General features: G+C 55.6%; 2 protein-coding genes. Both read left to right on the top strand.

The features are described 5' to 3' along the window. Nucleotides 1-42 precede the first annotated feature (42 nt). Nucleotides 43-10,896 carry an InlB B-repeat-containing protein gene (locus tag ACO4XG_RS00010; RefSeq protein WP_485129622.1) on the top strand — a complete coding sequence of 3,618 codons (10,854 nt, stop codon included), beginning with the start codon at nt 43-45 and terminating at the stop codon, nt 10,894-10,896. A 174-nt stretch (nt 10,897-11,070) separates the two neighbouring features. Continuing rightward, the coding region (locus ACO4XG_RS00005) for an InlB B-repeat-containing protein (protein ID WP_485129621.1) at nt 11,071-18,571 on the top strand (7,501 nt) is incomplete at its 3' end.

Below are 18,571 nucleotides of genomic sequence, written 5' to 3'. Positions count from 1 at the left end.
GTTTTCAGAGAGCTTTGCGCGTGATGCAGGTGGGAGGTTTTCATGTTGAAGGGATGTCGGAAGGTCGGAAGACGGGCCCTGGCCGTTTTGACAGCATTGATTTTGACTTTGGAGGGAATGCCGCTACAAACCATGGCTGCCATTGGGCGAGACAGCTATATTCCTTTGGTTCGAAGTCAGGATGAGGACGAAGAGGAGGACTACACCGAGGACGCCGAGCTACTGGATGACAGACCGCTTGGTGCGCGGATGCAGCTATTCTCCGCGGGAGGCTTGCGTGCCTCCGGTTCGAATGCGTCTATGAGCAATGCGCTGTTTGGGAATATGTTGCTCGCAACCCCCTACAGTGCGTTCCGACAGGCAGCGGGCGGTTATGCACCGTGGACAGGGGCGGTAGAAGACGGCACCATCACAGCGGGGAATAATTACTTGAAGCTCGATCCCGCAAATGCGGTGTTTCATACGCCTTCCGACTTTGTCATCGGAAAGTATAATTCCAGAACCTTCAGCGTGCAGTTTGCCTTCCGGCCGAGTGAGATTTCGGATACGGTTCGCAATAACCTGGTTATGGAACTCTGGATTCCGGCCGGCCTCGATCTGAGCGGTACGCCGAGCCTTACCGGTGTCAATTTCTCTTCGCGTCGCCTTGCGGACGGCAGTTGGGTACTCACCGCAAAGCCGGATCCGACGACTGCCAGCGTGAGCGGACAGATCACCCTTGTGCAGGATCCGAGTCGACTGATTAAGGATCTTCCGCTGAGTCAGGGAGAATTGCCGATTCGAATGCGCCTCATTAATAACTACGGATCGACCAATCCCGCTGCACCGCCGACCCTTTATACACTGGATAGCGGTGATCACGACAAAACGACCGCACTTGTATTCAATACTTCTGCATCAAATCCGACGATGACCTTTAGCAATCCCTCTGACAGCTATACCTTTATGCCGGGGGAGGTAGCAGGTGTGGTTAATGTGAATGCGGGAAGTCCCGCCGGCACTCCGGTGGGACGCCGTATGATTTCCATGACGGACCGTGAAACTTCGGCGACGGAAGATGCCTTGGCTTCACTCGGCATGGGGGGCTGGATTACCTATGGTTTCGGCGGTACGAATCCGAATTTTCCGCGCAAGGCGCTTGAATTTAAGGTTCATAAGACCGAGGGCTATCTCGGCGAAAAAGCAACCATTCACATGGTTCTTCCGGAAGAGGGGACGCTCTTTGAACAGGGCGGAACCGCTGCCTGGACTTATGTGACGGATGACGGCTACCAGCTTGAATGGAATCGAATCGGTATCTTTCAGGATCCGCCGACACCCGGAAACCGGGATGTTGTGGTTGATTTGCGTTCCCTTTATTCCCGTATGACGAGCGGAAATTTTCAGGAAGCTGTCCCGGGTTCGGGCTTAAGCTATATTGATATTTTCCGGAAACCGGGTACATTCCATGTCAAATATTATCCGCTGGTGCACTACAATCGTCTTTATCAGGGAAGCTGGACGAACACGGACTACACGGCAGCGACCGGATCGACGATTGAATATGCGGACAATACCGCCTACGGTGCGACGAAGCAGGACAGCGGCACACCGCTGCACTTTCACTTTGTACAGGGCACCGATCCGGTCAGAATCAAGACGGCCTATGACTATCTGGATATGACCTATGGCGGAAATTATTTAAGATACAATCTGGATGCTGTGCCGCAGTACAGTGCGGCATCGCCCGAATATACGGATTCCGAAGAAGTGAAATCCGGTTTTCGCTTTGATGATGACAGCAACGGGTTTCAGATTCAGGATGATTTATCCATCACCTATGACTACGAAGAAGCACTCTCGCCGGTCTATTTGAATCAGCTTGGACTGGCACCGGAATACGGGCTCGGCTATCGACTCTATGTAAAGGATGCACAGACCGGACAGGTAGAAATTCGAACCCTGGTTCCGGGAGATGTCTATCCGAACTATACACCGCAGTCTATCAGTTACGACGGACAGACGGTAACGGAGACGGTAATTGATGGTACCGGTATGACAGACTATACCTTTGCCGATGCGAATCTGCCGGGAAACAAGAAGTACATTGCCCGCGTTGAGGTGTTCAAAAAAGAGTACGAATATAACCAGCGCGGTAGTTTTTCTTTCTTTGCCGCTAATTCCCCGTTCGGTGGAGAGCATAAGAACTGGTTCACCTTTAAGATGCGCGCGTATCATCACCGCCTTTCGGACGGCACGGACATTCCGGACAACTATGAGGCAAAGGTAGTGCGTAAAGTTGCATCGAAGCAGATTCTCGCGGAGAACGGCGGACAGCCCTTTACCAGAGAATTTAAGGTCAAAACGCGCCATTTGGCGGACAATGTGTGGGTACAGAGTACCCACGGCGGCACAATGGAGGTGAACCGCCATTCGGAAATCAATATGTTCGGCGGCTTCCGCATCGTTAAGAATCCGAATACGATGGATTACAACGTGGACAGCACGGGGCAGACAATCCCGTTCGGTGCAACTGGATATGACCCGGTTGTGATCGAAATTGCGGGAGATGCCGTCACGCTGACCGAATATATGGAAAAATCGGATTTGCGTCTGCTTGGTATCTGGGACAGTGCGGGAACTTATCACGACCTGCAGCAGGAAGGCATCGACCCGGAGCAAGCGACCTATTTGAAAGACGGGCACTCCATGTATTCCGATACGGCAGAGAGCGTGTTTTCCACTTCCAATGACTACGGCAGTTTCAACGGCAGGGTTTATGATTTGAATGCCATTTGCCAGGCGCTTGGCACACCGTATGCGACACGCGTCGTCATGGCTGCGGATCAGATTAATTCGTTCCGTAGCAATATCACGAACGGATTTCAGCAATATAATTTCTTTGTTCAAAAAGTCTATCCGGGACATCTGAATTACGATGGGGCAGTCGGAACCGGAGGCGCGTCGGATTTACCGAAGACCTTAACGTTTACAAGCATGCTGTACTGTCTCTATAGCGATTACAAGAGCGAACAGGTGAATCATAACCCGGCGCAAGACAGTACCATTCACGGCATCAGCCCCACACATGGTTCTGCGAAGAAGTCGAACGGAAGATCTGCGACCCTGGTCGTCGGCGGCAGCGCCAAGGGAATTTCCGTATTGGATCAGGACTACTATGTGAATCCTTGGGCAGGAAGTGATAAGACGCATTACGGAGAAGAGTTTCTGAATTCCGCATGGCAGAGTTATCTGAATCGCTCACGCTACAAAATCAACACCATCGGTCAGGGAACGGGGAGTGCCGGTCCCATTCCGGGTTCACGGGAACTGGAACTGACCCGGATTGAAGTCGATAATACCGGTATCAGCACCCCGGAGATTTCGTATCAGAATGCGAGTCTTGATTTTGCCGGTACGAGTCCGCGATTGTTGTCGCTGACCAATGCAGTGAGTTTTCAGGTTCATGATCCTAAAACCTATCAAGATTTTATCTTGGATGCGACCCTCTCAGATGGGACCGTGAAACACATTGAGGATACCGCTTATTACTCGAATATCTATAATTCCGGTCGCCAGGGGCGTGTTCACTATATAATTCCCGGTGTCGATGTGAAAAACGGTCCGTATATCACAGCGCTCAAAGTTAGTTTTCCGAATGAGCGAAATTGGGGCACCAATACCAGTAAAATGGAGGACTACGGTGGCACGGGCGGAAACCGTGTATTGCCGAGTGTAGGACTCTCTCTGGTGGAGCAGGATATTCCGAAGTATTATCCGGGCACTGCGATTGCGGTCGGTTCCCTCAGTGAAAAAGACAGTGATCCGAAGTACGACAAACTGACGGTCAAGGCGAAGCTTCACTACGAGAACATTTACGGAGATGATTTGACCACAGATCTCAGTCACTTTGCGACCGAAGGAGCGAGCAATCGCATTGCCTCACAGCGGGTGGAAGTGCCGTATCTGTTAAACCAACTCGGTTACGGAAGTACAAATACCTATCAGGGACGCGAGCTCACGGTAAGCGGACGCCTGCCCTTTGCGCCGAATGCGGACACAAGAAATCTGGTCACAGCAAAAGGGCTCAAGGCTCGCCCGACCTATTATTTGAAAATCGATAAGAGCTTTACCTATGTCGATAACAGTGCGGAGGTCCAGGCTTACAGCACCAATCCTTCAGGCAGCGGAGCCGGTTGGAACGTGGTTCACGATATCGGGGTCAATTTTATCCCGGCGGGCACCGGGGCAGGTCAGTCCGGCCATACGGATTACGGTGTACTCGTCATTACGACCGATCAGTCGCCGGAGAGTGAACTCGGACTTCCGAATCAAAATTTTGCGTCCGGTATGTACGGTTGGAACTACAATGTCAGATTTAAGCTCCAGGCGGACTACTCTGCAGACCCGGTGGTTCTGAAACCGGTGCCGGGTGTCTGGCTTGATACCAAGTTTGATGCCAACCGCGACGGCAACGGCGGCAACGCACAGGGGGTAGATGTCGAGACCACAAACGACAACAATCAGTTGGTGCAGGACGCGCCACGCGGGGCGCAGTTCGGAAATGCGACGGCAGCCAAGGCCGGGGCGAGTGCAAACGAAGCGGAAATGCTCTATGCCGCAAACGACACGACGCATAAGATCAACCAGGTGACGGCGCTCGGTCTGCTTGCCCTCGCACAGGCAAACAAGCCCTTCCAAGAGAGTTCGACCCGTGTTCAGAGCAGAGACCTCAACAACAATCCGAACATCTTTAACGCGAAGGTATTCCTGACCAGTGACGACACGAATCCGACCAACGACTGGGAAATCTATATTCCGGTGCCGAAGGCGGGAGAGCAGTACAGCTATCAGAGCGGCGGTGTGGCACAGACAACACCGGCAGCGCAGTTCAGCATGGATTACTACGGAGTCGACACTTCGACACTCACGGGACTCAACTACACGGTCTCGTATACGACGGATCCGAACCCGGCCGCAAACGGCTATACCAGTGCAAAGGCAGCCGCCTGGACCACGACCAAACCGGCGGATGCCGATATCACCATGGTGAAGCTGAGTGTCACCAACATGCCGCCGGGCAGAAAGGCTTCGGTCACGCTGCAGTATCAGCTGCATGAGAGGAAGAATAAGCTTCTTGACCGGCTGGACGCCGTGGTTGCTTACGGAAACTTCCACATGGGCACGAGCCCCACGCCGTTCTACGGTGCGGCGGGTCAGGCGAGCAATAAGCTCGAATTTCTGCTCACAGACCTGACACTGGACGGATATGCCTTCCAGGACGCAAACTTCAATTCTTTGTATGACGCGGGGACAGAGGCGCTACTTGCCACCGTCCGGATGAAACTGCTCGAAGCGGACGGCGTGACCGACGTACTTCGAAGCGATAACAACCAGACACTGGTAACAGCGACCAACGGGAGCGGTTACTATAAGCTCAATGTGCCGCACGAGGGCAACTGGGTTGTACAGACGGACAGCTCGCTGCTAAGTCCGCTCCGGAAACTCGTCAAGAAAGATCAGGGAATCGATCAGACCATCAACTCCCGCTTTGACCGGAACACAAATCTTGCTGCGGTGACCGTCACGGCAGATGTCCCGGCAGGCAGATATAATCTTCCCAACGTGAATGCGGGATTTTATAACGTGCCGCAGCTTGACCTAGCGGACCAGGTTCTGCATGTCGGGGACAGCGCGACGACTGTGACGCCGAGCCTTCTGAGTCCGGTGGATCCCGCGAATCCTGTCGTCAACTACGGGATTGCGACCGGTGCGCCGACAGACCTCGTGACAGCGACCGGCAGCGGCGCGGTGAGCGGCACGTTGACACCGCAAAAGACAGGCATCACGACCGTGCGACTCACAACGGACGACGGCTACGGAGAACTGATTACCAAAGATGTAAAAGTCACAGTCTGGGCCGATGTAAAGTACGACGGAAACGGTGCGGACAGCGGCAGCATCTCGGCAAACGGCGAACAGCTCTATCCGTCGACAACGGCCGCGGGCGCGGATGCGCACACGGATGAGACGACAGCGAAGAGTTCGGCGGGAACGGCAGGCGTGGACACGCAGTTAGTCCGCGCGGGCTACTACTTTGATGGTTGGAATACAAAGCCTGACGGCACCGGCACTGCTTATGCGGCGGGCGCTGCGATTAAGACCGGAAAGATTGACGGTGATCTCACGCTCTACGCAGTCTGGAGACCGGTGCCCCCGGCGACCGACAGCTTCAACATCGAGAAACTCTTAAAGGGCGACTACGGCCTCCTGCCGGACGGTCAGCGCGCCCCGCTCACCGCAGAGAACTTCAGCTTCACGCTGACCGGCACTTCGTTTACGGCAGCGCATGTGACGGCGGAACCGATGCCGACCGGTTCCGCGAAGGAAAGCTCCCGCGACGAGACCCCGGGACAGAATCCTGTGGTCAAGTATACGCTTCCGAGCGGCGACCTCTCGTTAATTACCCCGGGTTCCCCGGTGTTAACCGAGAATGCGACAGCGGGCGTCACCTTCGCGAGCGGCAACTTTAGCTTCACGATGCCCGGCACCTATGTTTACACTCTCAAGGAAGAGGCGGGCAGCGCACAGTACTACGGCTATAACGCCCGCGTCTACACGATTACCTATGTGGTGACCCAGAGCGGCAGCGGTCTCGGCAATGCGCTGAGTTTTGTTCGGACGATTAGCTACCAGGATCCTGTAAGCGGAGCGGCGGTTAATGTCCAGTCGGCAAGCTTTGAAAATACCTATCAGCTGCCGCGCTACACGGTGACCTTCGATCCGGATCAGGGCAGCTTTACGCCTCCGGCACAGACGCATCGCTACGGCGACCGCGTATCAGAGCCGCCGGTACAGAACAATGCGGCAGGCGTTGCGACCTCTCCGGCGGGAGAGCGCTACGGCTATCACTTTAAGCACTGGAAGGCACCGGACGGCACACAGTTCCAGTTTGTCGGAAGCTCTGTCAGAGCGAATCTCACGTTGACCGCAGGCTGGGAAATTAATACCTACCCGGTCAAGGTGCTGGACTCCGCATCGGCAGATGCGCCGCACGCGAACGAGGTCATCTTTGACAACGGCGGGGCACAAATGACGCATGGCACGGTGCTGAACGCGCCGACTGCGCCGGAGAATAAGACCGGCTACCACTTTGACCACTGGGAGAATGACGCGGATCACAGTACTTTTACCTTCGGAAACCCGGTCACGGGACCGCTCACAATTCGCGCGGTCTATGCACCGAATGCGTATACGGTGAAGTACGATAAGAACGCGGCAAGCGCGTCCGGCACGACGGCGGATTCCGCCCATGTCTACGATCAGACGAGAGCGCTCACCGCAAACGGCTATACGAACCCCGGCTATTACTTTGCGGGCTGGAGCCGCACGGCGGGCGGCACGACGGTCGACTTGAACGACGGCGACAACGTGCTGAATCTGACGACGCAGAACAACGGAACGGTGACGCTCTATGCTGTCTGGCAGCCGGTTACGCCGGTCAGCGACAGCTTCGATGTGAGTAAGCTTTTGTTCGGAGACTTCGGTTCCCTGCAGGGCGGCGAAACCGCACCCCTGGTGCCGGATACCTTCCGCTTTGTATTACAGTCGGTCACGACCCCGGCGGGCGCTACGACGGTGCTTCCGGTGGTTCCGGGCGGCGGTGCCGCTTCGGGCATCACGGTGACCCCGGGGGCCGGAACCATGGGCTATGCGCTTCCGAGCGCGCAGCTGCAGGTTCCGAGTGCGGGCAGCCAAGCGGCGACCGCAGGAGCGGCAGCGGTTGCAAACTTCCCGGCAGGCCTCTTTACCTTTAGCTTCCCGGGCACCTATGTCTATACCCTAAAGGAGACCGCGGGTTCCGCACAGTACTACAGCTACGATCCCGCCGTCTACACGATTACCTTTACGGTGACACAGAGCGCTGGCGCGCTCGGCGCGGGAACCGGCAATTCGCTTGCAGTGACGCGAAGCATTACCAAACAGAGTGGAGCTGCAAGCACAGCGGCGACCGAGCTGCAGTTTGAGAACCGCTACACCCTGCCGCGCCTTACGGTGCAGTACGACGCTGAGGGCGGCAGCCACACGCCGGCAAACGAGAGCGTGCGCTACGGCGACTATGCGACGGTACCGCCGGTTCAGAACAACGCAGTGGGCGTCCCGACCTCCCCGGCAGGAGAGAAGACAGGCTACCACTTCCTCTACTGGACGGATGCTGCGGGAACGCAGTTCGCGTTTGGCTCGACGCCGATTCATGCGAACACGACTCTTCACGCAAAGTGGGAGATTAACCGCTACACCGTTACAGTGCAGGATGCGCCGGATGCAGATGCGGGGCACCAAAACAATCAGCTCGCACAGCATAACAATGTTGCACACGGGGACACGAGTCTCACGGCACCGGTGCAGCCGGAGAACAAGACCGGTTACCACTTCGACCACTGGGAAGACCAGAACAACACGGCTTATACCTTCGGGTCCCCGGTAACCGGCGATACGACGGTACATGCGGTTTATACGCCGAATACGTATACGGTGAGTTTTGAGCCGAACGCAGGCGGCGCGACCGTGAACGGCAGCATGCCGAACCTGAACATGACTTACGATACGGCGCAGAACCTGCCTGCAAACCAGTTTAGCCGTCCGGGTTATCAGTTCATGGGCTGGGGCCTCACGCCAACCGCGACGACACCCGCTTACTATGACAGTGCTTCGGTCAACAACCTGACGACGACCAACGGTGCGACCGTGCGCCTCTATGCGCTCTGGACAGCCGTGACGCCGTTTGACCACGACCCGGCACTCACGAAGATCCTTGGCGGAGAGGCACACCGGACATTGCTGACCGGTGAGACCACACCGCTGACACCGGAGACCTTCCGCTTTGAGCTGAAGGCTGTCAGCACGACTGTGCCGGGCATGACAACGCTGCCGATGCCGGCCAATACACACGGCGCACAGACCTACACCGTGACGCATACGGGGGACGGCACGGAACAACTCGGTTCGATTCGCTTCCTGTTTGCGGGCGACTATGTCTATGAGCTCCGCGAGCTTGCGGGCACAGCGCTTGCCGGCAGCCCGGCGGCTGTACAGGGCAGTTACACATATGATGCGGCAGTGTATCGGCTGACCTATCACATCACGCGGGCCGGAACGGTGATGAACGGCAGCGTGACGGTTGAGAAGCAGACGGCGGGAGGTGCCTTCTCGGCACCGGTTGCCTATACGACGGCGACAGCTCCGGCCTTTACGAATGATTACCTCCTGCCGCGCTATACCGTGAGCTTCCAGTCGAACGGCGGCAGCGTAACCCCGGCACCGCAGGTCATTGTCTACGGCGACCCGGTGATTGCACCGCCCACGGTCGGCGGCTCTCCGGCGGGTTCCCGCACGGGCTATGATTTCGGCGGCTGGCAGAACCCGGACGGCAGCCCGGTGAACTTTGCGACACCGGTGACCGGCAACCTGATTCTGACAGCCGGATGGACGCTTCGTCACTATACGGTGACGGTGCAGGATGCGCCGGATGCCGACCCGGGACATCAGAATCAGATCATCACGCAAGACACGAATGCCGTGCACGGCAGTACGCCGACCGAGCCTGCGCGTCCGGACAACAAGACAAACTTTATCTTTGACCACTGGGCAAAACCGGACGGCTCGACTTACAACTTCGACGAGCCGCTGACCGGGGATCTCACGATTCACGCGGTCTACCGGCAGAAGCGCTATACAGTGCGCTACGATTCCGGCACGCCGCATTCCGTCGGCAGCATGACAGATTCGCACTTCGGCGGCGGAGATACCAACCCGCTTCCGCCGAATCAGTACGCGCGTCCGGGCTATACCTTCGGGGGCTGGAGCCGCACGCCGGGCGCAACGACGCCTGATTATGCGGACGGTCAGCCGGTTACGAATCTCACGACTTCGGACGGAGTTACCGTGACCCTCTATGCGGTCTGGAATCCGGCGAGCCCGGCAGTCCTTCACGATCCGCCGGTGCAAAAAATCATTACCGGCGGCACACCGCACAATGCGGGGACCTTTACCTTCCTGCTCCGCGCGGTCAGCACGACAGCACCGGAGGCGGCAGGGGTTCTCCCGATGCCGCTCGCAGCGGGAAGTAATCAGGAGATGCGGCTCGAAATTCAGGGCGCGGGAACCGGAGAGTTCGGAGACATTAGCTTCCGCCTTCCGGGAACCTATGTCTACGAGATTCGGGAGCTTCCGCTCGGCAGAAAGGGTTTCACGTTTGACACGGAGCCTGTGACCGTGACCTATGTGGTCACCCAGAGCGGTTCTGTTCTGAATGCGACCCGGACCATGGAGAAGAGAGGCCAGGCGGTGAATGAGGCGGTCTTCACGAATGAGTTCGAGAAACCCTACTACACCATCACCTTTGATCCGAACGGTTCCTGGATGCGGATTCCGCAGCAGTCGGTCAAGGAGGGAGAGCACGGTAAGGATCCTGCGCAGCGTATGCTCCGCACCGAGAGCAAGTTCATCGGCTGGTATTTAAACGGACAGCCGTATGACTTCAATGCGCCGGTCTATGACGACATCACACTGGTAGCGGAGTATGAGTACAAATACAGTCCCGACAACATCGGCGGCGGCGGTGGCGGAACCGGCGGAAAGGGCGGCGGGAAACCGACGGCCAAGCCGATTACACCGGCTGTACCGGTTACACCCGTGACAACGGAAGAAAAGCCGACCGAGGAGAACGGAGAGGAGGAGAGCAGGCAGACGGCAGAGACCGTAGCGCAGAGTGACACGCGGGGACGGCAAAGACAGAAATATACTGAGGATACCCCGGAGAAGGGCAGACGAAAGAAAAAACGTCGCCTACCGAGAACGGGAGAAGCAAGCACAACCTTTGTATTCTTCACAGAAGAAAAGCGAAGAGAGCAGTAAATGAGGCAGTAGAAAAGGATACAGTTCAGCGGAGATGTTGCCATAACAACATCTCCGCCTTTTTTGATATTTTTGGTCTACTTTACGGTGGACAGTCGTATAAAACTATGATAAAAATTAATATTAGATTAAATGTATAATGCGGTGGTATTGCCGTGCAACAAGGAGGTTTTGATGAAAGAAGGATGTCGAAAGTACTGGAAGCGTGCGCTCGCATTGCTTCTTGCGCTGCTCCTCGGATTGGAGGGGTTACCGCTTCAGACATTTGCGGCCCCTCGGTGGGGAAGCTACATTCCGTTGATTAGCAGTCGGGATGAAGACGAAGAGGAGGATTATACCGAAGATGCCGAGCTCGTTGATGACAGGCCGGTACTCAGTGCCGGTACGCAACTGTTTTCACTCAGTGCGCTCCGCGCCTCTGGCTCCAATGCCTCAATGAGCAATGCGCTCTTCCGAAATATGTTGCTTGCGACACCGTACAGCGCATTTCGCCAGGCTACCGGCGGATATGCGGCCTGGACGGGACCGGTGGAAGATGCCAGTCTCACGGCGAGCAATAACTATGTCAAACTGGATCCTGCGAATGCAGTCTTGAAAACGCCCGCGGATTTTGCCATCGGCAAGTACGGCGAGCGTATTTTCAGCGTGCAGTTTGCGTTTCGCCCGAGTGAAGTCTCGGATCTTGTCAGAAACAACCTTGCGATGGAACTCTGGATTCCGTCCGGCTTTAACTTAAACGGAATTCCGAGTCTAAACGGCGTGTCATTTTCGAGTGCCCGTCAGGCAGACGGCAGCACGGTCCTTGTGGGCATTCCGACCCCGACAACCGCGAGCGTCAGCGGTCAGATTACCGTCACACAGGATGCCAATAAACTCATCAATGAGCTGCCGATCTCCGGCGGTGAATTGCCGTTCCGCATGCGCATTATCAACAATTACCGTTCTACCGATCCGAGCAAGCCGCCGACACTCTATGCCTTGAATAGCGGAGATCACGACAAGACCGCGGAGTTGAAGCTCACAACAGTCCATGGTAATCCGACGGTTACCGTTACGAATCTCTCGGACAGTCAGACCTTTATGCCCGGCGAGATAACCGGTGCCCAAAGCGCAAATGCAACCTTTGCCGGAAACATGGTAGGGCGCAATGTCAAGACGAGCCAGGATTATCGCGCATCGGCAGAGGACAATGCCTACTACATCCTCGGCGATGCAAATATGGGACTCAAAGGGCCTTGGAGACGCAAGGGATTTGAAATTACGGTGCACAAGGACGAGGGCTATCTTGCGGACGGAACAAGAATCCACTTTGTCTTACCGGATGAGGGCGTGCGTTTTGACCAGGGCGGTGTGCTCTATTGGGCTTACAAGACCGATGACGGAATCGAGCTTCCGTGGACGAATATCGGGGACCGCAATACCTTTGCAATCGGCGGAAATATTCGCGACCTGACCATCAACGGCGTATCGCTCTATAACCAGCAGGTGACGGCCAATGCATATCGTGAAGCGGTTCCGGGATCGCAACTCAGCTATGCGGACATCTATCGAAAGCCGGGTACTTTCCATCTGCGCTATTATCCGATGATGTATTATAACCGTCTCTATGAAGGCAACTGGGCGAATACGACTTATACAGCTGCATCCGGTTCCTATCTGGAGCAGCCGGATAACACGAACTTCGGTGCAAAGGCAAAGACCGAAGGTTCCCCGCTTAAGTTTACCTTAGTACAGGGAACCACACCCATACGTTTGAGAAACGATATCCTGGATCATACGCTCGGAGCCGATTATATTCCGACGGTGCTGAACTCTGTTCCCCAGTACAGCACGACTTCTCCGGAGTATGCCGACACCGAGGAATTGAAGGCTTCGTTCCGCTTTGACGATGCGGACGATGCGTTTAAAATTCAGGACAATCTTTCCGTCAAGTATGATTACGAGGAAGCACTTGCCCCGTATTACCTGAATAACTTGGGACTCGATCCGAAATACGGGCTCAGCTATCGGCTCTACATCAAGGATGCCGTGACGGGGCAGGTAGAAGTGAGAACGCTGGTACCGGGAAACGAGTATCCGACTTACACGCCACAGAGCATCAGCTACGCAGGGCAGACCGTTACCGAGTCCGTCATAGACGGCAGCGGCATTACGGACTACACCTTTGCGGATGCCGATGCGGCGGGCAACCGGAAGTATATTTCCCGCATTGAAGTCTTTAAGAAGAAGTACGACTATAACCACAAAGGAAGTTACAGCCTCTGGCAGTGGGGGGCGGGCAATGATAAGAACTGGTTTACCTATAAGCTCCGCGCCTATCATCACCGCCTTTCGGACGGCACCGATATCCCGGATAACTACGAGGCAAAGATTCAGCGGAGCGTTACCTCCGATCAGATTGCGGCAGAGAACGGAGAGGCGCAGTTTGCTAAGGAGTTCAAAATCAGAACACGCCACCTCTCGGACAATCTTCGCGCGGTCATAGACGGCTTGAATCCGATGGAGGTCAATAAACATCCGGAGATTAACGCCTTCGGCCTCTTCGGTGTGGTCAAGTATCCGGATACGATGGACTACAACGTAGATGCGAACGGCGCACCGATTGCATTCGGACAGCCGAACTATGATCCGGTTGTCATGGAAATCGCGGGAGATGCCGTCACGCTCGCAGAGTATCTCGAAAAATCCGATTTACGTCTCCTCGGTGTTACGGATCAAAATGGAACCTACCACGACCTCGCAGCAGAGGGCATTAACTCCGAGGATCCGGCCTACTTAAAGGATGGTATTTCGCGTTATTCGAATACGCGAGAGACAGTATTCACAAATGCAAATGACAACGGTCCGTTTGACGGCAAGGTCTACGATTTAAAGGCAATCGCAAATCAGCTCGGAACCGGTTATTTTACCGGAATGGTGGTTGCGCTCGAGAACATCAACAGCGTAAAGAGCAATACGGTGGGCGGAAACAAGCAGAATTATCGTTTTTTCACCCAGAAGGTATATCCGGGGCACATGAATTACGATGCGGTGGTCGGAACCGCGGGTGCCGCGGATTTGCCGAAGCAGCTGAGATACTCCAATGCGCTCTATTGTCGCTACAGCGATTATAAAAGTGAAGTGGTGGATCACAATCCGCCGCAAGATACCACGATTCACGGCATCAGCCAATATCACGGTACGGCGCGAAAGGCGAACGGAAATTCAGCGAAATTAATTCTCGGAGACAGCGCCAAGGGAATTTCCGTGTTGGATCTCGACTACTATGTGAATCCCTGGTCTGTGATTGACGAATCCAGACTCGGACAGGATTTTTTCCCGCCGGGCGCTGCGACGGATTTGAATCGGACGCTCTACAAAGTCAATGCCATAGGGCAGGGACTCGGACGCACAACCCCGAATGAAGTCAATTACCGAGAACTGGAGCTCACACGCATCGAGGTAGATAATACCGGCGTGACATATACCAATAGCGCGCAGCCGGAGATTTATTACCAGAATGCAAGTCTGGATTTTTCCGGAACTAGTCCCAGGCTGCTTTCGCTGGTCAATGCGATCAGTTTCGGCGTGCAGTATTCCAGAACTTATCAGAACTTTATCATCGATGCGACGCTTTCGGACGGAACGACCAAGCACATTGAAGACACCCTGATGGGACAGGCGACGAGTGGTTTTAACGGACGACTCCATTATGTGATTCCCGGTGTCGATGTCAAAAACGGCCCCTACATCACGGCGCTCAAGATCAGTTTCCCAAACGAACTCAACTGGGGTGTCAACAATACCAAGATGGCGGCGGACGGTTCGGTCGGCGGAAACGGACTCCTGCCGACGGTCGGTCTCTCCTTGGTAAAACAAGACATTCCGAAAAAATATCCGGGCACCACGATCCCGGTCGGTTCGCTGAGCGAAAAAGACAGTGATGCGAACTACGATAAGCTGACCGTCAAGGCAAAACTCCACTTTGAGAATGTCTACGGCGACGATATGACCACAGATGCGAACCGCTTCACGGTGGAAGGCGCTTCCGAGCGAATTGCGGGACAGCAGGTCAATGTCGGCTTTTTACAGAACTCACTGAACTACCAGGGAATTACGACCTATCAGGGACGGGAACTCTCCGTTGCCGGAGAGCTGCCCTTTGCACTCACGCCGAGTACGTATAACTATGCGCTCAGTAAGAATTTGAAGATACGTCCGACTTATTATATTAAGGTCGACAAGAGCTTTACCTATGTTGACGGCAGCATGGTGGTTAAGGCCTATCAGAAAAATCCCGCGGGATCGTGGGTATGGGGGCAGAGCAGTGCAAGCGTGAATTTTGTGCCTGCCGGAACAGGGGCCGGTGAGTCCGGTCATGCGGATTACGGTGTTCTTGTTGTTTCCATGGACCAGACGCCGGATTCGGAACTCTCTTTACTCGGCCGCTATCTGGGCAGCAGCAACGGCTCTCTTTGGACGGGAACTTCCTATCAATTAAATTTCCGATTGCAGGCGGGTTATTCCGCAGATCCGGTCAATGTAAAGCCGCTGCCCGGCGTTTGGCTCGACACCAAGTTTGACGCAAACCGCGACGGGAACGGCGGCAATGCGGACGATGTCACGGTCGAGACAAACAATGAGAACCGGCAGTTGGTACAGGACGGACCGCGCGGCGCGCAGTTCGGAAATGCGACGGCTGCAAAGGCAGGTGCGAGTGCGAACGAAGCGGAGATGCTCTATGCCGCAAACGACACGACGCACAAGATCAACCAGGTGACGGCACTAGGCTTACTCGCGTTTGCGCAGGCAACCAAGCCCTTTGCGGAGAGCGCAACGGTCGTGGAGAGCCGAGACTTGAACAACAACCCGAACATTTTCAGTGCGAAGGTTTTTCTCACCAGTGACGATGTGAACCCGACCAACGACTGGGAGATTTATATCCCGGTGCCGAAGAAGGGAGAGCAGTTCAGTTACCAAAGCGGCGGAACGACGCAGACCACCCCGGCAGCGCAATTTGCCATGGATTACTATGGTGTCGATGCATCGGCGCTCACGGGTCTCAATTACACGATTTCGTATACGACGGACCCGAACCCGGCAGCAAACGGCTACACCGGTGCAAAGGCTGCAACCTGGACCACGGCCAAACCTGCAGATGCCGATATTACCATGGTCAAGGTGAATGTGAGCAACATGCCGGCGGGAAGAAAGGCATCGGTCACGCTTCGCTATCAGTTGCACGAGCGAAAAAATAAGATTCTCAACATGGATGATTATATCGTGACCTACGGAAACTTCCGTATGGGCACGAACCCGACACCGTTTTACGGTGCAAGCGGACAGTCCAGCAATACACTGCGCTATATTTTGCGAGACTTGACCTTGAATGGATATGTCTTCCAGGATACCGATTTTAACTCGGTGTATGATGCCGGGACAGACAGCTATCTGAGCGGCATCCAAATGCGTCTTCGCGAGGCGGACGGTGTCACGGAAGTGCTGCGAAACGACAACAATCAGGTGTTTGCCAACGGAACCAACGGCTTAGGGTATTACAGTCTCTACGTTCCGCACGAAGGCAACTGGACGGTCTGGGCTGACCGTTCCGGGGTATCGCCTGCGAGAAAGCTGGTCAAAAAGGATCAGGGCAGCGATCCGAGTGTGAGTTCTCGCTTTGACCGGAATACAGATCTTGCAACGGTCACGGTGATGGCAGATATTCCGGCGAGACAGTTTAATCTTCCCAATGTAAACGCGGGCTACTATAACGTGCCGCAGCTTGACCTCGCGGACCAGGTACTCCACGTAGGCGATGCCGCGACCACGGTGACGCCGACACTCACGAACCCGGTGGATCCGACGAACCCGGTCGTGAACTATGCGATTCAGACGGGCGCGCCGACGGACCTCGTGACGGCGACCGGCAGCGGCACGGTAAGCGGTACATTGACGCCACAGAAGACAGGTATCACAACTGTGCGACTCACAACGGACGACGGTTACGGAGAACTGATTACCAAGGATGTAAAGGTCACAGTCTGGGCCGATGTGAAGTACGACAGCAACGGCGCGGACAGCGGCAGCATCTCGGCAAACGGTGAACAGCTCTACCCGTCTACGACAGCCGCGGGCGCGGATGCGCACACGGATGAGACGACGGCGAAGAGTTCAGCGGGAACGGCGGGCGTAGACACACAGTTAGTCCGTGCAGGCTACTACTTTGACGGCTGGAACACAAAGCCGGACGGCACAGGTACCGCGTATGCGGCGAGCGCTGCGATTAAGACCGGCAAGATTGACGGAGACTTAACACTCTACGCGGTCTGGAGACCGGTGACGCCGGCGACGGATAGCTTCAGCATCGAGAAACTCTTAAAGGGCGATTACGGCCTCCTGCCGGACGGTCAGCGCGCTCCGCTCACTGCAGAGAACTTCAGCTTCACGCTGACCGGCACTTCGTTTACGGCAGCACATGTGACGGCAGAGCCGATGCCGACCGGTTCCGCGAAAGAGAGCTCTCGCGATGAGACGCCGGGGCAGAACCCGGTTGTGAACTATACGCTTTCCTCCAATGACCTCTCGCTGATTACACCGGGCTCCCCGGATGCGACGGTCAATGCGACAGCGGGTGCTACCTTTACAAGCGGCAATCTGACATTTACGATGCCCGGCACCTATGTCTATACGTTAAAGGAGAACGCAGGAAGTGCCCAGTATTACGGCTACGATGCGAAGGTCTATACGATTACCTACGTGGTGACGCAGACGGGTGCCGGACTCGGCAACGGCCTGACGGCAGTCCGAACCATTTCGCACATCGATCCGACGAGCGGCGCAGCGGTGACCGATACACAGGCAAGTTTTGAGAATACCTATACCTTGCCGCGTTACACGGTTACCTTCGATCCGGATCAGGGCAGCTTTACGCCGCCGACCCAGACGCATCGCTACGGCGACCGCGTGACCGAGCCGCCGGTACAGAACAATGCGGCAGGCGTTGCGACCTCCCCGGCGGGAGAGCGCTACGGCTATCACTTTAAGCACTGGAAGGCGCCGGACGGCACACAGTTCCAGTTTGTCGGAAGCTCTGTCAGAGCGAATCTCACGCTGACCGCGGTCTGGGAGATCAATACCTACCCGGTCAAAGTGCTCGACTCCGCATCGGCAGACGCACCGCATGCGAATGAGGTCATCTTTAACAACGGCGGTGCGCAGATGACGCACGGCACGGTGCTGAATGCGCCGACCGCGCCGGAGAATAAAACCGGTTACCACTTTGACCACTGGGAGAACGACGCAAATCACAGTACCTTCACCTTCGGAAACCCGGTCACGGGTCCGCTGACCATACGTGCGGTCTATGCACCGAATGCGTATACTGTGAAGTATGATAAAAATGCGACAAGCGCAAGCGGCTCGACGGCGGATTCCACTCATGTCTATGACCAAACACGCGCACTTACAACAAACGGCTATACGAACCCCGGCTACTACTTTGCGGGGTGGAGCCGCACGACGAGCGGCACGACGGTCGACTTGAACGACGGTGACAACGTGCTGAATCTCACAACGCAGAACAACGGAACCGTCACACTCTATGCAATCTGGCAGCCGGTTACGCCGGTCAGCGACAGCTTCGACGTGAGTAAGCTTCTCTTCGGAGACTTCGGTGCCCTGCAGGGCGGCGAGACCG

This window comes from Stomatobaculum sp. (assembly GCF_057248925.1).
Note: the sequence above shows the minus strand (reverse complement) of the source record. Positions and strands in the feature narration are given on the sequence as shown.

Coding starts and splice junctions, on each gene's coding strand:
- ACO4XG_RS00010 (WP_485129622.1), top strand. CDS start 43: ATGTTGAAGGGATGTCGGAAGGTCGGAAGACGGGCCCTGGCCGTTTTG.